The organism is Cellulomonas sp., from assembly GCF_015234515.1.
GTDB lineage: Bacteria > Actinomycetota > Actinomycetes > Actinomycetales > Cellulomonadaceae > Cellulomonas.
This window is the reverse complement of record NZ_JADGMY010000007.1, coordinates 13,352-34,696: the sequence shown is the minus strand read 5'-3', so window position 1 is coordinate 34,696 and position 21,345 is coordinate 13,352. Positions and strand designations below refer to the sequence as shown.

The 21,345-nt window shown below is 70.9% G+C and carries 32 protein-coding genes and 1 pseudogene; all 33 read left to right on the top strand.

What is annotated here, in order from left to right:
* Nucleotides 1–23: 23 nt before the first annotated feature.
* Entirely contained in the window at nucleotides 24–860 is an 837-nt protein-coding gene (gene rplB / locus IR158_RS01845; RefSeq protein WP_291808730.1) for a 50S ribosomal protein L2, read from the top strand.
* A gap of 15 nt (nucleotides 861–875) precedes the next feature.
* Entirely contained in the window at nucleotides 876–1,157 is a 282-nt protein-coding gene (gene rpsS, locus IR158_RS01840) for a 30S ribosomal protein S19 (RefSeq protein WP_013117874.1), read from the top strand.
* 55 nt (nucleotides 1,158–1,212) lie between these two features.
* Nucleotides 1,213–1,581, top strand: a complete 369-nt coding sequence (gene rplV, locus IR158_RS01835) for a 50S ribosomal protein L22 (protein WP_013117873.1) — start codon at nucleotides 1,213–1,215, stop codon at nucleotides 1,579–1,581.
* On the top strand, nucleotides 1,581–2,414 hold the full coding sequence (rpsC, locus tag IR158_RS01830) for a 30S ribosomal protein S3 (RefSeq protein ID WP_227576132.1): 834 nt from the start codon (nucleotides 1,581–1,583) through the stop codon (nucleotides 2,412–2,414). The genes rplV and rpsC overlap by 1 nt, the downstream gene beginning before the upstream one ends.
* A 3-nt stretch (nucleotides 2,415–2,417) precedes the next feature.
* Nucleotides 2,418–2,834, top strand: a complete 417-nt coding sequence (rplP, locus tag IR158_RS01825) for a 50S ribosomal protein L16 (RefSeq protein ID WP_291808727.1) — start codon at nucleotides 2,418–2,420, stop codon at nucleotides 2,832–2,834.
* The gene (gene rpmC, locus IR158_RS01820; RefSeq protein WP_227576131.1) at nucleotides 2,834–3,070 is read left to right on the top strand and encodes a 50S ribosomal protein L29; all 237 of its coding nucleotides are present in this window, start codon (nucleotides 2,834–2,836) and stop codon (nucleotides 3,068–3,070) included. Before rplP ends, rpmC begins: the two co-directional genes overlap by 1 nt.
* Nucleotides 3,071–3,077: 7 nt before the next feature.
* Nucleotides 3,078–3,368: a 30S ribosomal protein S17 gene (rpsQ, locus tag IR158_RS01815; RefSeq protein ID WP_227576130.1), complete on the top strand. Its 291-nt coding sequence runs from the start codon at nucleotides 3,078–3,080 to the stop codon at nucleotides 3,366–3,368.
* A 163-nt stretch (nucleotides 3,369–3,531) separates the two neighbouring features.
* Nucleotides 3,532–3,900, top strand: coding sequence for a 50S ribosomal protein L14 (gene rplN, locus IR158_RS01810; RefSeq protein ID WP_013117868.1), 369 nt, complete (start codon nucleotides 3,532–3,534; stop codon nucleotides 3,898–3,900).
* Between the two features lie 2 nt (nucleotides 3,901–3,902).
* On the top strand, nucleotides 3,903–4,244 hold the full coding sequence (gene rplX, locus IR158_RS01805) for a 50S ribosomal protein L24 (RefSeq protein WP_203671262.1): 342 nt from the start codon (nucleotides 3,903–3,905) through the stop codon (nucleotides 4,242–4,244).
* Nucleotides 4,244–4,816 (top strand): 50S ribosomal protein L5, encoded by a 573-nt coding sequence (rplE, locus tag IR158_RS01800; RefSeq protein WP_227576129.1) that lies wholly within the window; start codon nucleotides 4,244–4,246, stop codon nucleotides 4,814–4,816. The genes rplX and rplE overlap by 1 nt, the downstream gene beginning before the upstream one ends.
* A 1-nt stretch (nucleotide 4,817) precedes the next feature.
* Entirely contained in the window at nucleotides 4,818–5,003 is a 186-nt protein-coding gene (locus tag IR158_RS01795) for a type Z 30S ribosomal protein S14 (protein WP_046528982.1), read from the top strand.
* A gap of 90 nt (nucleotides 5,004–5,093) precedes the next feature.
* Nucleotides 5,094–5,492, top strand: a complete 399-nt coding sequence (gene rpsH / locus IR158_RS01790) for a 30S ribosomal protein S8 (protein ID WP_191782362.1) — start codon at nucleotides 5,094–5,096, stop codon at nucleotides 5,490–5,492.
* 25 nt (nucleotides 5,493–5,517) lie between these two features.
* A complete protein-coding gene (gene rplF, locus IR158_RS01785) occupies nucleotides 5,518–6,057 on the top strand; it encodes a 50S ribosomal protein L6 (protein WP_227576128.1) in 540 nt (179 codons plus the stop codon).
* A gap of 2 nt (nucleotides 6,058–6,059) precedes the next feature.
* Nucleotides 6,060–6,431, top strand: a complete 372-nt coding sequence (gene rplR / locus IR158_RS01780; protein WP_291808707.1) for a 50S ribosomal protein L18 — start codon at nucleotides 6,060–6,062, stop codon at nucleotides 6,429–6,431.
* A 34-nt stretch (nucleotides 6,432–6,465) separates the two neighbouring features.
* Complete coding sequence (rpsE, locus tag IR158_RS01775; protein WP_191782370.1) at nucleotides 6,466–7,104, top strand: 30S ribosomal protein S5; 639 nt, start codon at nucleotides 6,466–6,468, stop codon at nucleotides 7,102–7,104.
* Nucleotides 7,104–7,286 (top strand): 50S ribosomal protein L30, encoded by a 183-nt coding sequence (gene rpmD, locus IR158_RS01770; RefSeq protein WP_191782373.1) that lies wholly within the window; start codon nucleotides 7,104–7,106, stop codon nucleotides 7,284–7,286. Before rpsE ends, rpmD begins: the two co-directional genes overlap by 1 nt.
* A 2-nt stretch (nucleotides 7,287–7,288) precedes the next feature.
* A complete protein-coding gene (rplO, locus tag IR158_RS01765) occupies nucleotides 7,289–7,999 on the top strand; it encodes a 50S ribosomal protein L15 (protein ID WP_291808700.1) in 711 nt (236 codons plus the stop codon).
* Nucleotides 8,000–8,406: 407 nt separating this feature from the next.
* A complete protein-coding gene (locus IR158_RS01760) occupies nucleotides 8,407–10,620 on the top strand; it encodes a CshA/CshB family fibrillar adhesin-related protein (RefSeq protein WP_291808697.1) in 2,214 nt (737 codons plus the stop codon).
* A gap of 109 nt (nucleotides 10,621–10,729) precedes the next feature.
* Nucleotides 10,730–11,362, top strand: a complete 633-nt coding sequence (locus tag IR158_RS01755) for an alternate-type signal peptide domain-containing protein (RefSeq protein ID WP_291808694.1) — start codon at nucleotides 10,730–10,732, stop codon at nucleotides 11,360–11,362.
* A gap of 85 nt (nucleotides 11,363–11,447) precedes the next feature.
* Nucleotides 11,448–12,107 (top strand): signal peptidase I, encoded by a 660-nt coding sequence (locus IR158_RS01750; RefSeq protein WP_291808691.1) that lies wholly within the window; start codon nucleotides 11,448–11,450, stop codon nucleotides 12,105–12,107.
* Entirely contained in the window at nucleotides 12,104–12,742 is a 639-nt protein-coding gene (locus tag IR158_RS01745; protein WP_291808688.1) for a hypothetical protein, read from the top strand. Before IR158_RS01750 ends, IR158_RS01745 begins: the two co-directional genes overlap by 4 nt.
* On the top strand, nucleotides 12,739–13,482 hold the full coding sequence (locus IR158_RS01740; RefSeq protein WP_291808685.1) for a hypothetical protein: 744 nt from the start codon (nucleotides 12,739–12,741) through the stop codon (nucleotides 13,480–13,482). The genes IR158_RS01745 and IR158_RS01740 overlap by 4 nt, the downstream gene beginning before the upstream one ends.
* On the top strand, nucleotides 13,479–14,285 hold the full coding sequence (locus IR158_RS01735) for a hypothetical protein (RefSeq protein ID WP_291808683.1): 807 nt from the start codon (nucleotides 13,479–13,481) through the stop codon (nucleotides 14,283–14,285). Before IR158_RS01740 ends, IR158_RS01735 begins: the two co-directional genes overlap by 4 nt.
* A gap of 75 nt (nucleotides 14,286–14,360) precedes the next feature.
* Nucleotides 14,361–15,656 (top strand): preprotein translocase subunit SecY, encoded by a 1,296-nt coding sequence (secY, locus tag IR158_RS01730; RefSeq protein WP_291808680.1) that lies wholly within the window; start codon nucleotides 14,361–14,363, stop codon nucleotides 15,654–15,656.
* The gene (locus IR158_RS01725) at nucleotides 15,653–16,231 is read left to right on the top strand and encodes an adenylate kinase (RefSeq protein ID WP_291808677.1); all 579 of its coding nucleotides are present in this window, start codon (nucleotides 15,653–15,655) and stop codon (nucleotides 16,229–16,231) included. Before secY ends, IR158_RS01725 begins: the two co-directional genes overlap by 4 nt.
* A gap of 10 nt (nucleotides 16,232–16,241) precedes the next feature.
* Nucleotides 16,242–17,075, top strand: coding sequence for a type I methionyl aminopeptidase (gene map / locus IR158_RS01720; RefSeq protein ID WP_291808675.1), 834 nt, complete (start codon nucleotides 16,242–16,244; stop codon nucleotides 17,073–17,075).
* Nucleotides 17,076–17,286: 211 nt separating this feature from the next.
* The gene (infA, locus tag IR158_RS01715) at nucleotides 17,287–17,508 is read left to right on the top strand and encodes a translation initiation factor IF-1 (protein WP_012867920.1); all 222 of its coding nucleotides are present in this window, start codon (nucleotides 17,287–17,289) and stop codon (nucleotides 17,506–17,508) included.
* A gap of 68 nt (nucleotides 17,509–17,576) precedes the next feature.
* Entirely contained in the window at nucleotides 17,577–17,690 is a 114-nt protein-coding gene (gene rpmJ, locus IR158_RS01710) for a 50S ribosomal protein L36 (protein WP_013117849.1), read from the top strand.
* Nucleotides 17,691–17,861: 171 nt separating this feature from the next.
* A complete protein-coding gene (rpsM, locus tag IR158_RS01705) occupies nucleotides 17,862–18,242 on the top strand; it encodes a 30S ribosomal protein S13 (protein ID WP_046528974.1) in 381 nt (126 codons plus the stop codon).
* A 93-nt stretch (nucleotides 18,243–18,335) separates the two neighbouring features.
* Nucleotides 18,336–18,737: a 30S ribosomal protein S11 gene (gene rpsK / locus IR158_RS01700; protein ID WP_291808651.1), complete on the top strand. Its 402-nt coding sequence runs from the start codon at nucleotides 18,336–18,338 to the stop codon at nucleotides 18,735–18,737.
* A gap of 216 nt (nucleotides 18,738–18,953) precedes the next feature.
* Nucleotides 18,954–19,967, top strand: coding sequence for a DNA-directed RNA polymerase subunit alpha (locus tag IR158_RS01695; protein ID WP_227576114.1), 1,014 nt, complete (start codon nucleotides 18,954–18,956; stop codon nucleotides 19,965–19,967).
* Between the two features lie 80 nt (nucleotides 19,968–20,047).
* Nucleotides 20,048–20,593 carry a 50S ribosomal protein L17 gene (gene rplQ, locus IR158_RS01690; RefSeq protein WP_227579485.1) on the top strand — a complete coding sequence of 182 codons (546 nt, stop codon included), beginning with the start codon at nucleotides 20,048–20,050 and terminating at the stop codon, nucleotides 20,591–20,593.
* 111 nt (nucleotides 20,594–20,704) lie between these two features.
* Nucleotides 20,705–21,322: pseudogene (locus IR158_RS01685) on the top strand (alpha/beta hydrolase); the annotation flags it as partial.
* Nucleotides 21,323–21,345: the final 23 nt, after the last annotated feature.

Sequence of the window (21,345 nt, the reverse complement as noted above, 5' to 3'; positions counted from 1 at the left end):
GAGAGCGAAGAGGACTTACTTTCATGGGAATCCGCAAGTACAAGCCGACGACGCCTGGCCGCCGCGGCTCGAGCGTCGCCGACTTCGTCGAGATCACGCGCTCGCAGCCGGAGAAGTCGCTCGTCCGTCCGCTGCACAAGACCGGCGGTCGTAACTCGACCGGTCGCATCACGACGCGTCACCAGGGCGGCGGGCACAAGCGCGCCTACCGCGTGATCGACTTCCGTCGTCACGACAAGGACGGCGTGCCGGCCAAGGTCGCGCACATCGAGTACGACCCGAACCGCACCGCGCGCATCGCGCTGCTGCACTACGCGGACGGCGAGAAGCGGTACATCCTCGCCCCCAACAAGGTGTCGCAGGGCGACATGCTCGAGGCAGGCGCCGGGGCCGACATCAAGCCCGGCAACAACCTCCCGCTGCGCAACATCCCGACCGGTACGGTCATCCACGCCATCGAGCTCAAGCCCGGTGGCGGCGCGAAGATCGCCCGTTCGGCTGGCGCCTCGGTCCAGCTTGTCGCCAAGGACGGCCCGTACGCGCAGCTGCGCATGCCGTCCGGCGAGATCCGCAACGTCGACCTGCGCTGCCGCGCGACGGTCGGCGAGGTGGGCAACGCCGAGCAGTCGAACATCAACTGGGGCAAGGCCGGCCGCATGCGGTGGAAGGGCAAGCGCCCCTCCGTCCGTGGTGTCGCGATGAACCCGATCGACCACCCGCATGGTGGTGGTGAGGGCAAGACGTCCGGTGGACGTCACCCCGTGAGCCCGTGGGGCCAGCCTGAGGGCCGGACCCGTCGTCCGAACAAGCCGAGCGACAAGCTCATCGTGCGCCGTCGGCGCACCGGCAAGAAGCGCTGATAGGAGCCCGAGAGAATGCCTCGCAGCCTCAAGAAGGGCCCGTTCGTCGACGGCCACCTGCAGAAGAAGGTCGACGCTCAGAACGAGGCCGGCACGAAGAACGTCATCAAGACGTGGTCTCGTCGTTCGATGATCACGCCGGACTTCCTCGGCCACACGTTCGCGGTGCACGACGGCCGCAAGCACACCCCGGTCTTCGTGACGGAGTCGATGGTCGGGCACAAGCTCGGCGAGTTCGCCCCCACGCGGACGTTCCGCGGCCACGAGAAGGACGACCGGAAGGGCCGTCGCCGCTGACCCCCGGGTCAGCCTGGTGACGCCCTGACGGCAGAGACAAGAGAGCAGGACAGCGATGGAAGCCAAGGCGAAGGCGCGGTTCGTCCGCGTCACGCCCCAGAAGGCCCGCCGCGTCGTGGACCTCATCCGTGGCAAGCAGGCGGCGGAGGCCGTGGCGGTGCTGAAGTTCGCGCCGCAGGCCGCGGCAGAGCCCGTCTTGAAGACGGTGCAGTCCGCGGTCGCCAATGCGGTCGAGGGGGCCAAGCGCAACAGCGAGCGACTCGACGAGGCAGACCTCTTCATCTCGGAGGTCTTCGTCGACGAGGGTCCGACGCTCAAGCGGTTCCGTCCGCGGGCACAGGGTCGGGCCAGCCAGATCCTCAAGCGCACGAGCCACATCACCGTGGTCGTCGCTGAGCGTGAGACGAAGGGACGGGCCCGATAGTGGGACAGAAAGTCAACCCGCTCGGGTACCGCCTGGGCATCACGACCGATCACCGTTCGCGGTGGTTCGCCGACTCGACGAAGCCGGGTCAGCGCTACCGCGACTACGTCCGCGAGGACGTGCAGATCCGCAAGCTGATGAGCACGGGTCTCGAGCGTGCCGGCATCGCCAAGGTGGAGATCGAGCGCACGCGTGACCGTGTGCGCGTCGACATCCACACCGCCCGCCCGGGCATCGTCATCGGGCGTCGTGGCGCGGAGGCCGACCGCATCCGTGGCGAGCTCGAGAAGCTCACGGGCAAGCAGGTCCAGCTGAACATCCTCGAGGTCAAGAACGCCGAGATCGAGGCTCAGCTGGTCGCCCAGGGCATCGCCGAGCAGCTGGCGAGCCGTGTCTCGTTCCGTCGTGCCATGCGCAAGGGCATCCAGTCGGCTCAGCGCGCGGGTGCCAAGGGCATCCGCGTGCAGGTCTCCGGCCGCCTCGGCGGCGCGGAGATGAGCCGGACGGAGTTCTACCGCGAGGGTCGTGTGCCGCTGCACACGCTGCGCGCGAACATCGACTACGGCTTCTTCGAGGCCCGCACGACCTTCGGCCGCATCGGCGTGAAGGTCTGGGTCTACAAGGGCGACATGACCGAGAAGGAGTGGGCGCGCGAGCAGGCTTCGCAGGCTCCCCGTCCTTCCCGTGGCGGCCCGCGTGGAGACCGTGGCGACCGTGGCGACCGTGGTCCCCGCACCGGTGCACGTCGGCCGGAGCGTCAGGACGCACCCGCCCCGGCTGCCGAGGCGGCGCCCGCGGCGGACGCTCCCACCGAGTCCGGAACGGAGGCCTGAGCCGTGCTGATCCCGCGCAGGCTGAAGCACCGCAAGCAGCACCACCCGGGGCGCTCCGGCGCCGCGACCGGTGGCACGCAGATCTCGTTTGGTGAGTTCGGCATCCAGGCTCTCGAGCCCGCCTACGTCACCAACCGGCAGATCGAGGCTGCTCGTATCGCCATGACCCGCCACATCAAGCGTGGTGGGAAGGTCTGGATCAACATCTACCCGGACCGTCCCCTCACGAAGAAGCCCGCCGAGACCCGCATGGGTTCCGGCAAGGGCTCGCCCGAGTGGTGGATCGCCAACGTCAAGCCGGGCCGAGTTCTGTTCGAGCTCGCCGGTGTCCCGGAGCCGCTCGCGCGCGAGGCCATGCGTCGTGCGCAGCACAAGCTCCCGATGAAGACACGTTTCATCGTGCGCGAGGGTGGTAACTGATGGCTATCGGAACCAAGGATCTGGCTCCCACCGAGCTGGACACCTTCGACGACGAGAAGCTGGTCGCCGAGCTGAAGAAGGCCAAGGAGGAGCTGTTCAACCTCCGCTTCCAGTCCGCGACCGGTCAGCTCGAGAGCCACGGGCGCCTCAAGGCCGTCCGCCGCGACATCGCGCGCATCTACACGATCCTGCGCGAGCGTGAGCTCGGCATCCGTACCGCCCCGAGCGCGGAGTGAGGCAATCATGACCACGAAGCACGAGCAGACGACGGCGACGTCGGACCCCCGCGCGTACCGTAAGACCCGCCGCGGCTACGTCGTGTCCGACAAGATGGACAAGACGGTCGTCGTCGAGGTCGAGGACCGCGTCAAGCACCCGCTGTACGGCAAGGTCATCCGCCGTACCAGCAAGGTGAAGGTGCACGACGAGCTGAACGCCGCCGGCGTCGGCGACCTGGTCGAGATCATGGAGACCCGGCCGCTGTCGGCAGCCAAGCGCTGGCGCCTCGTCGAGATCCACCAGAAGGCCAAGTAACCCTGCCGACGGCCGCGAGGCCCCGGCAGCACAGCACCACGACAGTTGCCCACGACGCGGGCGGGTCTCCCGCCCGCGGCGTGTGCACCACGGCAACCATCCGGATGGCCAGGCTCGCCGCCGCCGTGCGAGCGAGAACCCGCCAGACGACAGGAGTAGGTAGATGATCCAGCAGGAGTCGCGACTGCGTGTCGCCGACAACACGGGTGCCAAGGAGATCCTCTGCATCCGTGTGCTCGGCGGCTCCGGCCGCCGGTACGCGGGCATCGGTGACGTCATCGTCGCCACCGTGAAGGACGCCATCCCCGGCGGCAACGTGAAGAAGGGCGACGTCGTCAAGGCGGTCATCGTCCGCACCCGCAAGGAGCGTCGGCGTCCCGACGGCTCGTACATCAAGTTCGACGAGAACGCGGCCGTGATCCTCAAGAACGACGGAGAGCCTCGTGGCACGCGCATCTTCGGCCCGGTGGGCCGGGAGCTGCGTGACAAGAAGTTCATGAAGATCATCTCGCTCGCTCCGGAGGTGATCTGACCATGGCGAAGATCAAGAAGGGCGACCTCGTCCTCGTGATCTCGGGTCGTGACAAGGGCCAGCAGGGCCGTGTGCTCGAGGTCCTCCCCGAGACGCAGCGCGTCGTCGTCGAGGGCGTCCAGCGTGTGCAGAAGCACACGAAGGCCGGCCAGACCTCGCGCGGCACCCGCACCGGCGGCATCGAGACGATCGAGGCCCCCATCCACATCAGCAACGTGATGCTCGTGGACCCGGAGACCAAGAAGGGCACCCGGGTCGGCTACCGCACCGAGCAGGTCGAGCGCGACGGGCGCACGCGCACTGTGCGCGTCCGCGTCGCCAAGCGCTCCGGTAAGGACATCTGATGACCGAGACCACCATCGAGGCCCCGGCTCTGCCGCGGCTCAAGTCGCGCTACAACGACGAGATCCGTTCGGCGCTCTTCGAGCAGTTCAGCCACGAGAACATCAACCAGGTGGCGCGACTGGTCAAGGTCGTCGTCAACATGGGTGTCGGCGATGCTGCGAAGGACTCCAAGCTCATCGAGGGCGCGATCCGCGACCTGACCCAGATCACGGGTCAGAAGCCGCAGGTCACCAAGGCCCGCAAGTCCATCGCGCAGTTCAAGCTGCGTGAGGGCATGCCGATCGGCGCGCACGTCACGCTGCGTGGCGACCGTGCCTGGGAGTTCCTCGACCGCCTGCTGTCGACGGCGCTGCCGCGCATCCGCGACTTCCGCGGCCTGTCGCCCAAGCAGTTCGACGGGCACGGCAACTACACGTTCGGCCTCGTGGAGCAGTCGGTGTTCCACGAGATCGACCAGGACAAGATCGACCGTGTCCGCGGCATGGACATCACGATCGTGACCACCGCGACGACGGACGACGAGGGCCGCGCGCTCCTCAAGCTCCTCGGCTTCCCGTTCAAGGAGAACTGACATGGCGAAGACCGCCCTCATCAACAAGGCGGCCGCGAAGCCCAAGTTCGCGGTCCGCGGTTACACGCGCTGCCAGAAGTGCGGGCGCCCGCACTCGGTGTACCGCAAGTTCGGCCTGTGCCGGATCTGCGTGCGGGAGATGGCCCACCGTGGCGAGCTCCCCGGCGTGACCAAGAGCAGCTGGTAGCACCAGCACCTGCAACACCCTCCTGACGTCGGTAGGTCCGCGGCCCTGTACGGGGCCGCGGATACCCCGGCGAGAAAGGGCTGACGCCCGATGACCATGACCGACCCGATCGCAGACTTCCTGACGCGTCTGCGCAACGCGAACTCGGCGCACCACGACACGGTGACGATCCCGTTCTCGAAGCTGAAGAGCCACGTCGCCGAGATCCTGCAGGCCGAGGGTTACATCTCCGGCTGGACCGTCGAGGACGCGCCCGTGGGCAAGAACCTCACGATCACCCTGAAGTACGGCCCCAACCGCGAGCGTGCGCTCGCCGGCGTGAAGCGCGTGTCCAAGCCGGGCCTGCGCGTGTACGCCAAGTCGACCAACCTGCCGAAGGTGCTCGGCGGCCTGGGCGTGGCGATCCTGTCCACGTCCTCGGGGCTGCTGACCGACAAGCAGGCCGCCAAGAAGGGCGTGGGTGGGGAAGTCCTCGCCTACGTCTGGTAAGTCCGAGACGGAGAGGAGAACAGCCATGTCTCGAATCGGCAGGATCCCCGTCCCGGTGCCGGCAGGCGTCGATGTCGCCATCGACGACCAGGTCGTGACGGTCAAGGGTCCCAAGGGCACGCTCAGCCACACGGTTGCGGCGCCCCTCACGGTGGACCGCGACGACGCGGGCGCCCTCGTGGTGACGCGTCCCGACGACGAGCGCAACTCGCGCTCGCTGCACGGCCTGACCCGCACGCTGCTGGCCAACCTGGTCACCGGCGTCACGGAGGGCTACACCAAGAAGCTCGAGATCGTCGGCACCGGTTACCGCGTGCTGGCGAAGGGTGACAACCTCGAGTTCGCGCTCGGCTTCAGCCACCCTGTGGTCGTCGAGCCCCCGGCCGGCATCACGTTCGCGGTCGAGTCCGCGACGAAGTTCTCGGTCCAGGGCATCGACAAGCAGCAGGTGGGCGAGGTCGCCGCGAACATCCGCAAGATCCGCAAGCCGGAGCCCTACAAGGGCAAGGGCGTGCGGTACGCGGGCGAGAACGTGCGCCGCAAGGTCGGAAAGGCTGGGAAGTAGCCATGGCTATCGGCATCAGAGGCAAGGGCACGACCGTCGCTCGTCGGCGTCGTCACCTGCGCCTGCGCAAGAAGGTGGTCGGCACGGCTGCTCGTCCCCGCCTCGTCGTGACGCGCTCCGCGCGGCACATGACCGCCCAGGTCGTGGACGACGCGATCGGCAAGACGGTCGCGTACGCGTCGACCCTCGAGGCCGACCTGCGCGCGGACGACGGCGACAAGACGGCCAAGGCCCGGAAGGTCGGCGAGCTCGTCGCTGCCCGCGCCAAGGCCGCCGGCGTCGAGGCTGTCGTGTTCGACCGCGGCGGCAACAAGTACCACGGTCGGGTCGCTGCGGTCGCCGACGGCGCACGCGAGGGCGGTCTGAACCTGTGACGACGAACTCCGCATCGAAGAAGAGGACTCTCTGATGGCTGCTCCTCAGCGCAGCAACACCGGTGCCGGTGGCACCGGCGGCGACCGCCGGGACGGCGGCCGTCGTGACGGCGGGCGGCGTGACGCCCCCGAGAAGAGCGCGTTCGTCGAGCGCGTCGTGACCATCAACCGTGTCGCCAAGGTCGTCAAGGGCGGCCGCCGGTTCAGCTTCACCGCGCTGGTCGTGGTGGGCGACGGCGACGGCACGGTCGGCGTCGGCTACGGCAAGGCCAAGGAGGTGCCCGCGGCGATCGCCAAGGGTGTCGAGGAGGCGAAGAAGAGCTTCTTCCGCGTCCCCCGCATCCAGGGCACCATCCCTCACCCCGTCACGGGCGAGAAGGCCGCGGGTGTCGTCTTCCTGCGTCCCGCGTCGCCGGGTACCGGTGTGATCGCCGGTGGTCCGGTGCGTGCGGTGCTCGAGTGCGCCGGGATCCACGACGTGCTCAGCAAGTCGCTCGGGTCGACCAACGCGATCAACATCGTGCACGCCACGGTCGAGGCCCTGCGCTCCCTCGAGGAGCCCGAGGCCGTGGCCGCCCGTCGTGGGCTGCCGCTCGACCACGTCGCGCCGCACGCGCTGCTGCGCGCGCAGGCCGAGGGCCGTGCCGCGGCGTCGGCGAAGGCAGGTGCATGATGGCCCGCCTCAAGGTGACCCAGACCCGGTCCGCCATCGGCGGTAAGCAGAACCAGCGCGACACGCTGCGCACCCTGGGCCTGAAGCGGATCGGCGACGTCGTCGTCAAGGAGGACCGCCCTGAGATCCGCGGCATGGTCAACACGGTGACGCACCTGGTCGCGGTCGAGGAGGTCGAGTGACCATGGCCGACGACAAGAAGGCTGACAAGAAGGCCGACGAGACGACGGAGACCGAGGCGCCCAAGGCTGCCAAGAAGGCTCCGGCGAAGAAGGCCGCCGCCAAGACGGAGTCCGCTCCGGCTGCGGAGAAGAAGACCAAGGCGGCCTCGTCCGCCAAGGCCGACTCCACGGCTGAGTCCTCCGCGAAGGCCGACAAGGCCCCGGCGAAGAAGAAGGCTCCGACGGCTGCCGCGAAGGCTGCCGCCGAGGCCGCTGCCCAGCCCGGCGCCGGTGGCACCCTCAAGGTGCACCACCTGCGTCCGGCCCCGGGCGCCAAGACCGCCAAGACCCGTGTGGGTCGTGGTGAGGCGTCCAAGGGCAAGACGGCCGGCCGTGGTACCAAGGGCACCAAGGCCCGGTACCAGGTGCCGGACCGCTTCGAGGGCGGGCAGATGCCGCTGCACATGCGGCTGCCGAAGCTCCGTGGCTTCAAGAACCCGTTCCGCGTCGAGTACCAGGTCGTCAACCTGGACAAGCTCTCGGCGCTGTACCCCGACGGTGGCGACGTGACGGTCGCCGACCTGGTCGCCAAGGGTGCGGTCCGCAAGGGCCAGCGCGTCAAGGTGCTGGGTGACGGCGAGCTGACCGTCAAGGTCTCCGTCGACGTGGACGCGTACTCCGCGTCGGCGAAGGACAAGATCGAGGCTGCCGGCGGGAGCGTCGCGCAGGGCTGACGCCCTGCAGGCGTCCGCACGGTCGGACCACCCGCAGCGGGCGGTCCCGGGAGAGATCCCGGGGCCGCCCGCTGCGTCGTTGTGGGGGAGTGCTTCCGGGCGGCGCGGCTGCGCCGCGCGACCTGGGGCTCGCGACGACGACGTCGACGAGGCAGCGCCGGGCGGCGCTCATGCGGGCAGACACTTTCGACTTTCGGGCGCTCGGGTGAAAGTCGTCGGGCGGCTGGGGGATAGCACCTGTCGTTGTGTGGCCCTAGGCACCGTTGTGACCGATCTCGACCGATCTGTGCATATGGACGCTCGTCCAGCACAGGTGACGTACTGGCGGCGCACGCGGTCGTCCGCCAGGAGCGTGCGCTCGCCAGGAGCGCACGCCGACGGTCGCCACGGGAACCCGGGAGCCGGTCATGCATGCAGTCGCGCGCGAGCAGCGTGGTGGTGGCGCACGTCGCGCCGCCCTCGGCGCAGCGCTCGCGCTCGTGCTCGGTCTCGGGCTCGCGCCGGTCGTCGACGCCATGACCGCGCCGCCCGCTGCGGCGGCGGTCGGTGATCTCACCACGAGCACGAACAGCGGGTCCGCTCTCATGGCCACCGAGGGCGCAGGGCGCTACAAGGACCGCATCGTCTGGATCAACTGGGGAACCGCCGGTCAGGTGCTCCCGGGTGGCACCAGGTCCGCCAGACCGCCGTACACGTACACCGACGCGACCACGACGGTCACCACCCGGCAGGACCTCAGCGCCGACGCCCGCCTGGAGGTCGCGTGCACGATGACCCGCGGGTACCAGCACGACGTCGACGTCTACCGTCCCGGCACGTGGACGGCCGACGGGCTCCCGCAGCTCTACCGGACGGCGCAGGGTGTCGACAACAACCTCGTCTCCGGCGTCAGGGCGCCCCTGGGCACCGACCGTGACGTCACCGTGTCGTGCAGGGCCGAGCTGGCCACCTACGCCGCCGCCGGCTTCACCGGGACGCGCACGGTCCAGACCGTGCCGCTCGCCGGCCTCGTGGTCGCGGACGCCGAGTCGACCAAGGCGGCCGAGTCCTTGAGGGCGACCGGCACGACGACGACCACCTGGCGCGTCATCGACCGCTACGCCGGGACGTGCGGCACCCAGTACCGCGCTGCCGTGTCGGGCAACGCCCTGACGTTCTCGGCGAGCGGGGAGTGCCCGGCCGGGCAGTACTCGGCGACCGCCGTGGCGCTGGCACAGGGGGCCACGACGCTCAACATCCACCTCGACGGGAGCGAGGGGCAGAGCGCGGCGGCCGTCGGGTACGTCCTCGGCGCCGACTACGGCGACGCGGCCTCGACCTACGGGCACGGACCTGCCGTCGTGGAGCCGACGTGGACCGCGGGGACGACGGTCGGTTCGACCGCCACCAACGTGCTGGCCGCCGGCTTCACGCTCGCCACGATGGCCGCGCCGGCCACGCGCCTCGGCGCCCAGGCGTTCCCCAACCGCACGGTGCCGCAGAGCGTCGACGCGACCGGTGACACCGGCTGGGCGGTGCCCGACGGCACCACCGGTGCGACGACGGCCACGCCCGACGAGGACGCGTTCGCTGCTGCGCCCACGCTCACGGCGCGGGTGGGGGTCGCATCGACCTACTCCCTGTCCGCGAGGTGCACGGGCGGACGTGTCCGGGGCTGGCTCGACTGGAACGCCAACGGCGCGTTCGACGCGGGTGAGGCGACGGGGACCGCGGCCTGCACGGCCGGCGCCGCCACCCTCACGTGGTCGGGCGTGACCGTCACCGCGCCGCAGCTCGGCCCGCGGACGCTGCGCGTCGCGATCGCCACCACGGACGTCCAGCTCCTGACCGCCACGACGCCCATCGTCGCCGGCGAGGTCGAGGACTGGCAGGTCACACTGACTGCCGCGGTGCGGGTCACCAAGACCGCGAACGCCGCGACCATGCCCGCGGGTGGCGTGGTGACGTACACCGTGACGGTCTCGAACACGGGGGCCGCTGCGGTCACGGCGTACGTCGTGGACGACTACGCCGGCGCGATCGACGACGCGACCCTCGGGGCGGTGACGCGCCCCGCGGGCTCGACCTTCGCCGACGACGGCACCGGCCGGTTCACGTGGAGCGGCGCCGTACCCGCCAACGGCTCGGTCACCCTGACGTACCCCATGACGATGAGGTCCAGCGTCGGCGGTCCCGGCGACCAGGTGCTGACCAACGTCGTGGCGGTGTCCACCGCGGCCGTCAACGGTGGCGTCACCTGCGTCGCAGGCTCCGCGGCGCAGGCGGCCGGCCAGTGCGCGCGGCTCGACCTCTACCGACCCGGCATCGCGATCGACAAGCAGGCGTACCTCGCGACGGCGCTCACGACGGAGCTCGCGAGCGGTGTCGAGATGGCGCCCGGCACCTCGGTCGTGTGGCGCTACGTCGTGAGCAACACGGGCTCGGTGCCGCTGAGCGGGGTCGTGGTCTCCGACGCCTGGTCGCAGACCCGCTCGACGATCGACGGTCCCACGTCGACCGGTGGCACGACCACCCTCACCTGTCCCGACCGTCCGCCGGGCACGTCCGTGAACCTCGGCACTCTCGCGGTCGGTGCCACGGTCACCTGCACGGCCACGGGGACGGTGGTGCCGGCTCCCTGATGCACGGACCACGGTCCGCAGCCCCACCCGTCCCACCCAGGAACCCGCAGACGCCCGCCCGGACGCGCTGCTCCGCCCTCCGGGCGACCACCCTCAGAAAGGCACGACCATGAAGAGCAAGACCAAGGGCATCATCGCCGGCGTCGCCGGTATCGCACTGCTCACCGGTGGTTCGACGTTCGCGCTCTGGAGCGCCCAGGACTCGATCGCCGGCGGCACGATCGTCAACGGCGACCTGAACGTCGTGGCGGACGCGGCGCTCTCGTGGACCGACGCGTCGGCACCCCGGGGGGACGCGGGCCACACGATCGACCTCGCGACCTGGCGCATGGTGCCCGGTGACGTCGCCAAGGGCACGCAGACGGTCGACGTCACGCTCGTGGGCGACAACCTGGCGGCCCGGCTCGACCTCGCGTCGGTCGCACCCTCCGCCCTCAACGGCCTGGTCCTCGGTTACGAGGTGTTCGCCGAGGGCGACACCACCACGCCCGTGGCATCCGGCGCTTACGGCGCACCGGCCACGCTCCGCTTCGCCGCCAACGCGACGAGCCAGGAGGCTTCCGCGCCGAGCACGATCGTCGTGGGGGCGGACGGCACGACGACCCTCACGGTGGTCGTCACGGCGACCTTCACGGACACGGGTGCCGGCCAGGCCCGCAACAACGTCACCGCGTCGACCGCGCTGGGCAACGTGGGCGTGTCGCTGACGCAGGTCCGCACGGGCGCGGGCTTCTCGTCCTGACCTCCGGGCAGGGCGGGCCCACGGCCCGTCCTGCCCGACCCCGCCCCACGCGACCCCGCGACGTCGACCACCCGAGGAGGACCCCGTGAGCACCACGCCCGCCGCCCAGCGCGACAGCTGGTTCTCCGGTCTCGTCTCCGCGCTGGCGACCTTCGCGCTGCTCGTGCTCCTCGCCGCCGCGGTGGCGCTCGCCGTGGTTCCCAAGGCCCTCGACGGTGCGGCGCTCACGGTGCTCACCGGCTCGATGGTGCCGACGTACGACCCCGGCGACGTGGTGGTCGTGCGTGGCGTGAAGGACGCGCCGGCCGAGGTCCGGGTCGGCGACGTCGTGACGTTCCAGCCGGTCTCCGACGACCCGACGCTCATCACGCACCGCGTGGTCGGGAAGGTCTTCACGGCCGAGGGCACGATGTTCGTCACGCGCGGTGACGCCAACAGCGCCGACGACGCCCCGCTGCTGCCCGCGCAGATCAAGGCCGAGGCCGTGTACCACGTGCCGTGGGTCGGCTACGTGTCCCTCTACCTGGGGCAGCAGCGCGGGCTGCTGGTGGTCGGCGTCGCCGTGGCGCTGCTCGGCTACGGCGCCGTCATGGTCCTGCGCCCGGAGCGGCGCCGGGCGGACGGCACGTCGCAGGCCTCCGCGGCGGACGCCGGCGCGCCTCCCCAGGCCGCACCCGCCGCCGCACCCACCGCCGCACCCGCCGCCGCACCCGTGGCCGCACCGCCTGCGGAGCACGGCCGATGAGGGCGCGCCGCACGCTGTCGCTGGTGGCGTCCGCCCTGGTCGTGGCGGGTGCGACGGCCGGGATCACGTATGCGCTGTGGGGCGAGGACGCCTCGCTCGCGATGCCGGTCGTCCGCTCGGGCAACCTGGCGCTCGAGCTCGTCGGCACCCCGACCTGGACGGAGACGAGCCCGGGCGTCACGCCCGCCCACTCGTTCGCGATGCAGGGCGACCAGATGACGGCGAACCACCTCGCGACGCCCGGCGACACGTTCACGCTGCGCCAGCGGTTCCGTACGGTGCTCACGGGTGACAACCTGGCCGCGCACGTCAACGTGCGCTGGGCGAGCCCCCCGAACCTCGTGCCCGCCGGTCGGGTCACCGCCACGTACGTCGTGACCATGCCCGACGGCACGTCGTCGGCACCCCGGGCGGTCGGCTCGCCCGTCACGGTCCCCGCCGGCACCGACAACATCACGCCCGCGGAGGTCGCGGCGTGGGGCACGACGCCCTGGTCGGTGACCGTCACCCTCGCGTACACCGGCACGTCGTCGGTCGTCGTCGCTCCCACCGCGGTCGGCTCTGCACCCGTGACCGCGCTGGGCACGGTGGTCGTGGAGCTGGCCCAGGTGCGTCAGGGAGAGGGCTTCTCATGACCCAGGACGCGACGCGCGCCGCGTGGCGCCGCCCGCACGGGTGGCTGCTCTCGGGCGCCGTGCTGCTCGTGGCCGTCCTCGTGGGTGCCGGGACGGGCAGCACGCTCGCGCTGTGGCGCGCCGAGGTCAGTGGCACCGCGCGCATGCCGGTGGGCGTCACGGTCTTCGGCGTCGGTGCGCCCGCGACGCCCGGCACGCTCGCGACCTACGCGACCGCCGACCGGCAGTCCCTCACGTTCGAGCTCGGTCCTGCGCAGGCGGCCGCGCTCTACGGCGACGCGTCGACGGGTGGGGCCGTGGCGGTCCCCGTGCAGGTCGACTCCCTCGCGCAGGGGCACCGCGGCCTGACGTACACGGTGACGCCGAGCATCACGGGCGGCGTCTTCGGCGCGTCGCGCTGGTCGCTGCACAAGGTCACCTCGGCCGCCGCCTGCACCACCGCGACGACCGCCACCGCGGCGACGTCCTCGACGCCGTGGACGACCGCGTACACGTCGAGCACCACCCTCGTCTCCGAGTACTGGTGCCTCGTGGCGCGCTTCGTGCCCGTCACCGGCAGCCACACCAACACGGCGACGGTCACGGGCACGCCCGTCATCCCCGGCCCGGGCGCGCCGGCGCCGCTGACCGCCACGGACTCCTGGACCGCCACGGCGCGCCAGACGCTGGTCCCGTCCGCCGAGCCCACGCACCGACTCACCTTCACCTTCTCCACGTCCCGGCCGGGCGGCGCGCCGTGAGGCGCGCGCGGCTCGCCGCGGTCGCGACGGCCGCGCTGCTGATGACCGTCGCACCGGCCGTCCCCGCCGCGGCCGTCGACGTCGCCTGGGACGGGCCCACGCTGTCGCTCGCCTGGGACGGGTCCACGCAGGCGAGCGCGGAGCTGTCGTTCGTCGGCCTGCCCGTGGCGGTGCCCGGTGACCGGGCCCGGCGTGCGGTGACCGTCCGCAACGACGGGCCCACGGGTGGCACGCTGCGTGCCTGGGTGACGCAGGTCGACCTGCTCGAGGCGGACCCGGGCGCCGGGGACGGGTTCTACGACGACCTGCGCCTGGACTGGACCACCGTGTCGCAGTCGGACGGCGCCTCCTTCCGCGCCCTGGACGTCGCGGGTGACACGCTCATCGCGCAGGCGCACCTGCCGCGGGGCGCGTCCACGCGGGTCGAGGTCGGGTACGGGCTGCCGCTCGCCGCCACCTCCGGCAACGGGGCCGCCGTGGGGGAGCGCGCGGCGTCGTTCGTCGTCCGCTTCCAGATCTCGGGCGACACGGCTCCGCCCGGACCCACGTCGACACCCGCCCCCGGTCCGACGGCCGTCCCCTCGGCGTCGACGGTGGCGGGGGGCGCCGGCGCGCCGTCGACGGCGGTCGGCGGGGCTCGCACAGGCAGCGGGGCGCTCGCGGTCACCGGCGTCGACGTGCTGCGGGCGGCGCTCGTCGCGGTCGTGGGGATCGGCGCCGGGTCGCTCCTGCTGGGGGTCGCGCGGCGTCGCCGCGACGTCCACCACTCGATCGGGTCCGGCACCAGGCCGTCCGCGGGGTAGTCTCTACCGGCGGTCCGTCCCGCTCATCGACGGCGACGGGGTCGGAGGACGGCCCACACAGCAGGAGGACGACAGGTGCTCAGTGCATTCGCTCGGGCGTTCAGAACGCCCGACCTGCGGCGCAAGCTGCTCTTCACCATCGGGATGATGGTGCTCTTCCGTGTCGGGTCGTTCCTGCCGACCCCCGGTGTGAGCTATCCCAACGTGCAGGCCTGCATCGCGCAGACCGCGGACAACGACCTGCTCGGACTGGTCAACCTGTTCAGCGGTGGCGCCCTGCTCCAGCTGTCGGTGTTCGCGCTGGGGATCATGCCCTACATCACCGCGAGCATCATCGTCCAGCTCCTGCGCGTGGTGATCCCCAAGTTCGAGGAGCTCCACAAGGAGGGGCAGTCCGGCACCGCGAAGCTCACGCAGTACACGCGGTACCTGACCATCGGCCTGGCGATCCTGCAGTCGACGACGATCATCACGTTCGCCCGCAGCGGCAACCTGTTCCAGGGCTGCACGCTCGAGGTCATCCCCGACGACACGCCGCTGACGCTCCTCATCATGGTCATCACCATGACCGCGGGCACCGGCCTGATCATGTGGTTCGGCGAGCTCATCACCGAGCGCGGTGTCGGCAACGGCATGTCGCTGCTCATCTTCACGTCGATCGCCGCGTCGTTCCCCGGCGCGCTGTGGTCGATCGCCGGTGGCAACAACGGTGCCGGCAAGTTCGTCGCGGTGCTGGCCATCGTGGTGCTGATCATCGGCCTCGTCGTCTTCGTCGAGCAGTCGCAGCGCCGGATCCCGGTGCAGTACGCGAAGCGCATGGTCGGGCGCCGCATGTACGGCGGGTCGAGCACCTACATCCCGATCAAGATCAACATGGCCGGCGTCATCCCCGTGATCTTCGCGTCCTCGCTGCTCGCGGTGCCGACGCTGATCGCGCAGTTCGGTGACGCGACCGCGGGCTGGGTGCAGTGGATCAGCGTGAACGTCGCCGACCCGGCCGCCCCCCTGCACATCGGGATCTACATCGTCCTGATCATCTTCTTCTGCTTCTTCTACACGGCGATCACGTTCAACCCGGACGAGGTCGCGGACAACATGAAGAAGTACGGCGGGTTCATCCCGGGCATCCGGGCCGGCCGACCGACGGCCGAGTACCTCGACTACGTCATCACCCGCATCACCACGCCGGGATCGATCTACCTGGCACTGGTCGCGCTCATCCCGATGATCGCGTTCATCGTGCTGGGCGTGGGCGCCAACATCCCGTTCGGTGGGGCGTCGATCCTCATCGTCGTGGGTGTCGGCCTCGAGACCGTCAAGCAGATCGAGTCCCAGCTGCAGCAGCGGCACTACGAAGGGTTCTTGCGTTGAGTTCACGTCTGGTCCTGCTCGGCCCCCCCGGTGCGGGCAAGGGAACGCAGGCCGCCCGCCTGGCCGAGCGGCTGGGCGTCCCGGCCATCTCGACGGGCGACATCTTCCGCTCGAACATCAAGAACGGCACGGAGCTGGGCCGGCGCGTGCAGGACATCACGGCGTCCGGCGCGCTGGTCCCCGACGAGCTGACGAACGAGCTCGTGCGGGACCGGCTCGCGCAGGCCGACGCGGTCGACGGGTTCCTGCTGGACGGGTACCCGCGCAACGTCGCCCAGGTGGCAGCGCTCGACGAGATCCTGGCCGCTGCGGGGACCGAGCTCGACCTCGCGGTGGAGCTCACGGTCGACCCGCAGGTCGTCGTCGACCGCCTGACGAAGCGCGCGCAGATCGAGGGCCGTGCGGACGACACGGAGGACGTCGTCCGGCACCGGCTCGACGTGTACGCCGAGCAGACCGCGCCGATCTCGCGGGTCTACGCGGCCCGTGGCCTGCTCGTGCAGGTCGACGGCCTGGGCGAGGTCGACGAGGTCACGGCACGGCTCATGGCCGTGCTGAGCCCGTCAGCCTCCTGAGGGGGTAGTCGTGTTCGGGCGTGAACGCGTCGAGTACAAGACACCGGAGCAGGTCGCCGTCATGCGGCGCGCAGGGCTGGTCGTCGCGGACGCCCTCGACGCCGTGCGTGACGCGCTCGCGCCGGGCATGACCACCGCCCAGCTCGACGCGGTGGCCGAGGACGTCATCACGTCACGCGGTGGCACCCCGTCGTTCCTGGGGTACCACGGCTACCCCGCATCGCTGTGCGTCTCGGTCAACGACGAGATCGTCCACGGGATCCCCGGCGCTCGCGTGCTGCAGCCCGGCGACGTCGTCTCGGTGGACTGCGGTGCGGTCGTCGACGGCTGGCACGGTGACTCCGCCTTCACGGTCGTCCTGGACCCCGCGGACCCCGCGGACGTGGAGCTCGCCGCCACGACCGAGGACGCCATGTGGGCCGGCATCGCGGCGCTCGCCACGGGCGACCGGCTCTCCGTGGTGGGGGAGGCCGTCGAGGACGTCGTCGAGGCCGCGGCCGCGCGGGCGTCCGCCGCACCGTTCGGCATCGTCGAGGACTACGTCGGCCACGGGATCGGCACCGCGATGCACCAGCCGCCCGACGTCCCGAACTTCCGCACCCGCGACCGCGGCCTCAAGCTGCGTCCCGGCCTGTGCGTGGCCGTCGAGCCGATGCTGGTGCGCGGCTCGCAGGAGAACCACACGCTGGCCGACGACTGGACGGTCGTCACCGACGACGGGTCGAGGGCGGCGCACTGGGAGCACACCGTCGCGATCCTCGAGGACGGCGTCGTCGTGCTCACGGCCCGCGACGGCGGCGCGGCGCGGCTGCGCGCCCTCGGTGTCGAGGTCGCGGCACTCTGACGCCCTCCGGGGAGGCCCCCCGGGTCGCGGTACCGGGCGCCGCCGGGATGCCGTATGATTGTTCGTTGGTTGTGTGCGCCGTTCGATCGGCGACCAGTCACCCCTCGATCAGCCCGCACGATCTCGTGCGGGTCCGGCGCGTCCGCCGGACGGTCAGCGGGGTGGGGCGACCACCGGCAGGACAAGTCGAGCACGACAGTTAGCGGAGGACATGGCCAAGAAGGACGGCGTGATCGAGATCGAGGGCAGCGTTGTCGAAGCGCTGCCCAATGCGATGTTCCGCGTGGAGCTCGCGAACGGCCACAAGGTGCTCGCCCACATCTCGGGCAAGATGCGTCAGCACTACATCCGGATCCTCCCCGAGGACCGGGTGGTCGTCGAGCTCAGCCCGTACGACTTGTCCCGCGGGCGCATCGTCTACCGCTACAAGTAACCACCACCATCGAGACGCCGTCGGTCGGACCCACGTGGCCCGGGCGCGGCGGCGGAGGAACGAACGCGATGAAGGTCAAGCCGAGCGTCAAGAAGATCTGCGACAAGTGCAAGGTGATCCGCCGGCACGGTCGCGTCCAGGTGATCTGCGAGAACCTGCGCCACAAGCAGCGCCAGGGCTGAGCAGCAAGCACCACCGCCCCCTCGCCGGGGCAGCAAGCGCACCGCCACTCCGTGACCGCGGCCCCCGGGCCCCTGTGACGGCGAACCCTCAGCTCGGAGGCTGGGGCCCGCAAGGACTGCGGGAGGACGGTGCGGCAGACCTCCGAGTGCAGTACAGGAGCCACCAGGCACATGGCACGTCTCATCGGTGTCGACCTTCCCCGCGACAAGCGGGTCGAGGTCGCCCTCACGTACATCTTCGGGGTCGGGCGCACGCGTGCGCACCAGGCCCTGGCCGCCACGGGCATCAGCCCCGACGTCCGGGTCAAGGACCTGGGCGACACCGAGCTCGTCGCCCTGCGCGACTTCCTCGAGGGCAGCTTCAAGCTCGAGGGTGACCTCCGTCGCGAGATCGCCGCCGACATCCGCCGCAAGGTCGAGATCGGCAGCTACGAGGGTCTGCGTCACCGCCGCGGCCTCCCGGTGCGTGGTCAGCGCACCAAGACCAACGCGCGTACCCGCAAGGGCCCCAAGCGCACCGTCGCCGGCAAGAAGAAGGCCGGCCGGAAGTAGCCCGCGCGCCCGGCACGGCCAGCGCCTCGCGCGCCGTCGCCCACGCGTCGGACACACCGACCTCACACCTGGAAACTCGGAGAGAACAAGCAGATGCCTCCCAAGACTCGTACCGCCGTGCGCAAGCCGCGCCGCAAGGAGAAGAAGAACGTCTCCCACGGCCAGGCGCACATCAAGAGCACGTTCAACAACACCATCGTGTCCATCACCGACCCGGCGGGCGCCGTGATCGCCTGGGCCTCGTCCGGCCAGGTCGGCTTCAAGGGCTCGCGCAAGTCGACCCCGTTCGCCGCGCAGCTCGCCGCCGAGGCGGCCGCGCGTCGCGCGCAGGAGCACGGCATGCGCAAGGTCGACGTCTTCGTCAAGGGCCCCGGCTCGGGCCGTGAGACGGCGATCCGCTCGCTGACGGCTGCCGGCCTCGAGGTCGGTTCGATCCAGGACGTGACGCCGCAGGCCCACAACGGCTGCCGTCCGCCGAAGCGTCGCCGCGTCTGAGTCACGCACGGCCGGGACGGTGCCGCACGGCACACGTCCCGGCCCTCGCGTGTCCGACCCGGACCACGCACGTCGCCCCGTGAGGGGACACGGGCGCACGGCACGACGTCGGACCACACCCGCACTCCCGCCCAGACATGCAGACCGAGGCACGTCCAGGCACGCATCACCTGCGAAAGCGTCATATGGCGGACGCTCGCGGAGAGGAAACACACCGTGCTGATCGCACAGCGTCCCACCCTGACCGAAGAGGTCATCTCGGAGCACCGCTCGCGGTTCTCCATCGAGCCCCTCGAGCCGGGCTTCGGCTACACCCTCGGCAACTCCATGCGCCGGACGCTCCTGTCGTCCATCCCGGGCGCCGCTGTGACGTCGATCCGGATCGACGGCGTGCTGCACGAGTTCTCGACGATCCCGGGTGTCAAGGAGGACGTCACCGAGATCATCCTCAACATCAAGAACCTCGTCGTCTCCTCGGAGAACGACGAGCCCGTCGTGATGTACCTGCGCAAGCAGGGTGCCGGTGAGGTCTCCGGCGCGGACATCGTGCCCCCGGCCGGTGTCGAGGTGCACAACCCCGAGCTGCACCTGGCCACGCTGAACGAGAAGGGCAAGCTCGAGATCGAGCTGACCGTCGAGCGCGGCCGTGGCTACGTGTCGGCCAACCAGAACAAGTCGTTCGACGCCGAGATCGGCCGCATCCCGATCGACTCGATCTACTCGCCGGTGCTCAAGGTGACCTACAAGGTCGAGGCGACCCGAGTCGAGCAGCGCACCGACTTCGACAAGCTCATCGTCGACGTCGAGACCAAGCCGGCGATTAGCCCTCGCGACGCTCTCGCGTCGGCCGGGCGCACGCTCGTCGAGCTGTTCGGCCTCGCGCGTGAGCTCAACGTCGAGGCGGAGGGCATCGAGATCGGCCCGTCGCCGACGGACGCGGCCCTGGCCGCGGACCTGGCCCTGCCGATCGAGGACCTGCAGCTGACGATCCGCTCGTACAACTGCCTCAAGCGCGAGGGCATCCACACGGTGGGCGAGCTCGTGGCTCGGTCCGAGGCGGACCTGCTGGACATCCGCAACTTCGGTGCGAAGTCGATCACCGAGGTCAAGGAGAAGCTGGCCGAGCTCGGTCTGACTCTCAAGGACAGCCCGCTGGACTTCGACCCCTCGGCCGCCGGCGGCTACTACGGGGACGACGAGACCGACTTCGTCGAGGACGAGCAGTACTGACGTAGGTGCTCCCGTGACCGCGCGCCCAGGCGCCGGCCACGGGACGTCGCCCTCATCGCAGAACCCAAGGAGTAGAGACCATGCCCACGCCCACCAAGGGTCCCCGGCTCGGTGGTAGCCCGGCGCACGAGCGGCTCATCCTCGCGAACCTCGCGACGGCGCTGTTCGAGCACCGGCGGATCACGACCACGGAGACGAAGGCCAAGCGCCTGCGTCCCCTGGCAGAGCGCCTCATCACGTTCGCCAAGCGCGGTGACCTGCACTCGCGCCGCCGCGTGCTGACCGTCGTCCGCGACAAGGGTGTCGTGCACACCCTGTTCACGGAGATCGCGCCGGCCGTCGCCGACCGTCAGGGCGGCTACACGCGCATCACGAAGATCGGCCCGCGCAAGGGCGACAACGCCCCCATGGCCGTCATCGAGCTCGTCCTCGAGCCGCTGTCGCCCAAGCAGGCCGTCGTCAAGGAGGCCACCAAGGCCACCGAGAAGGCCGCGCCCAAGAAGGCTGCGAAGCCGGTCGAGGACGCTCCGGTCGAGGACGCTCCGGTCGAGGACGCTCCGGTCGAGGACGCTCCGGTCGAGGACGCGCCCGTCGAGGACGCGCCCGCCGAGGGCGACAAGGCCTGACGCACGCCGCACCACGACAGGGCCCGGACACCGCAGGGTGTCCGGGCCCTGTCGCATCCGCCGCTGGTTCCCGGCGGGCCCGACGTCGCGGCGCGGACTAGCGTCGAGAGCATGCCCGGACCCGCCCCACCCGTCGTCCTCGTGCACGGCCTACGGGCGTCCCGCACGATGTGGCGGGCGCAGGTCGAGTCGCTCGAAGGCGCCGGTCACGTCGCGCTCGCCGTGGACCTCCCCGGGCACGGGGAGCGCATCGCGGAGACCTTCACGTGGGACGGCGCGCTGCAGGCCGTGCGGGACGGTGTCGACGCCGTGGGAGGACGGGCGCTCGTCGTCGGCCTCTCGCTCGGCGGGTACGTCGCCATCGCGCACGCGGCGCGCCATCCCGAGCAGGTCGTCGGTCTCGTCGCGGCGGCCTGCAGCTCGCGGCCGTACCCGGTCGTCCTGCGCGCGTGGGGTGCGGCGGCGGACGGGTTCTTCGCGCGCCTGCCCGACCGCGGGGCGGCCATCAACCAGGCGCTGGTCGACCGCACGCTGCCGCGGCAGGCGGCGGCCGACGTCGGGGCGGGCGGGTTCGCCCTCGACGTGGTCGGTGACACCATGCGCGCGATGCGGGCGGCGACGCCCCTGTCCGACCTCGCACGGGTCGACGCCCCCGTCTGGCTGGTCAACGGCCGCTACGACCACTTCCGCGGGGAGGAGCGTCGCTTCCTGGCGGCCTGCCGGGACGGGCACCTGGTCGTCGTGCCGGGGTC

What these genes read in the sequence shown, in the direction of transcription:
- rplB (WP_291808730.1), top strand. Translation starts at nt 24, where the DNA reads ATGGGAATCCGCAAGTACAAGCCGACGACGCCTGGCCGCCGCGGCTCG.
- rpsS (WP_013117874.1), top strand. Translation starts at nt 876, where the DNA reads ATGCCTCGCAGCCTCAAGAAGGGCCCGTTCGTCGACGGCCACCTGCAG.
- rplV (WP_013117873.1), top strand. Translation starts at nt 1,213, where the DNA reads ATGGAAGCCAAGGCGAAGGCGCGGTTCGTCCGCGTCACGCCCCAGAAG.
- rpmC (WP_227576131.1), top strand. Translation starts at nt 2,834, where the DNA reads ATGGCTATCGGAACCAAGGATCTGGCTCCCACCGAGCTGGACACCTTC.
- rpsQ (WP_227576130.1), top strand. Translation starts at nt 3,078, where the DNA reads ATGACCACGAAGCACGAGCAGACGACGGCGACGTCGGACCCCCGCGCG.
- rplN (WP_013117868.1), top strand. Translation starts at nt 3,532, where the DNA reads ATGATCCAGCAGGAGTCGCGACTGCGTGTCGCCGACAACACGGGTGCC.
- rplX (WP_203671262.1), top strand. Translation starts at nt 3,903, where the DNA reads ATGGCGAAGATCAAGAAGGGCGACCTCGTCCTCGTGATCTCGGGTCGT.
- rplE (WP_227576129.1), top strand. Translation starts at nt 4,244, where the DNA reads ATGACCGAGACCACCATCGAGGCCCCGGCTCTGCCGCGGCTCAAGTCG.
- IR158_RS01795 (WP_046528982.1), top strand. Translation starts at nt 4,818, where the DNA reads ATGGCGAAGACCGCCCTCATCAACAAGGCGGCCGCGAAGCCCAAGTTC.
- rpsH (WP_191782362.1), top strand. Translation starts at nt 5,094, where the DNA reads ATGACCATGACCGACCCGATCGCAGACTTCCTGACGCGTCTGCGCAAC.
- rplF (WP_227576128.1), top strand. Translation starts at nt 5,518, where the DNA reads ATGTCTCGAATCGGCAGGATCCCCGTCCCGGTGCCGGCAGGCGTCGAT.
- rplR (WP_291808707.1), top strand. Translation starts at nt 6,060, where the DNA reads ATGGCTATCGGCATCAGAGGCAAGGGCACGACCGTCGCTCGTCGGCGT.
- rpsE (WP_191782370.1), top strand. Translation starts at nt 6,466, where the DNA reads ATGGCTGCTCCTCAGCGCAGCAACACCGGTGCCGGTGGCACCGGCGGC.
- rpmD (WP_191782373.1), top strand. Translation starts at nt 7,104, where the DNA reads ATGGCCCGCCTCAAGGTGACCCAGACCCGGTCCGCCATCGGCGGTAAG.
- rplO (WP_291808700.1), top strand. Translation starts at nt 7,289, where the DNA reads ATGGCCGACGACAAGAAGGCTGACAAGAAGGCCGACGAGACGACGGAG.
- IR158_RS01760 (WP_291808697.1), top strand. Translation starts at nt 8,407, where the DNA reads ATGCATGCAGTCGCGCGCGAGCAGCGTGGTGGTGGCGCACGTCGCGCC.
- IR158_RS01755 (WP_291808694.1), top strand. Translation starts at nt 10,730, where the DNA reads ATGAAGAGCAAGACCAAGGGCATCATCGCCGGCGTCGCCGGTATCGCA.
- IR158_RS01745 (WP_291808688.1), top strand. Translation starts at nt 12,104, where the DNA reads ATGAGGGCGCGCCGCACGCTGTCGCTGGTGGCGTCCGCCCTGGTCGTG.
- IR158_RS01740 (WP_291808685.1), top strand. Translation starts at nt 12,739, where the DNA reads ATGACCCAGGACGCGACGCGCGCCGCGTGGCGCCGCCCGCACGGGTGG.
- infA (WP_012867920.1), top strand. Translation starts at nt 17,287, where the DNA reads ATGGCCAAGAAGGACGGCGTGATCGAGATCGAGGGCAGCGTTGTCGAA.
- rpmJ (WP_013117849.1), top strand. Translation starts at nt 17,577, where the DNA reads ATGAAGGTCAAGCCGAGCGTCAAGAAGATCTGCGACAAGTGCAAGGTG.
- rpsM (WP_046528974.1), top strand. Translation starts at nt 17,862, where the DNA reads ATGGCACGTCTCATCGGTGTCGACCTTCCCCGCGACAAGCGGGTCGAG.
- rpsK (WP_291808651.1), top strand. Translation starts at nt 18,336, where the DNA reads ATGCCTCCCAAGACTCGTACCGCCGTGCGCAAGCCGCGCCGCAAGGAG.
- rplQ (WP_227579485.1), top strand. Translation starts at nt 20,048, where the DNA reads ATGCCCACGCCCACCAAGGGTCCCCGGCTCGGTGGTAGCCCGGCGCAC.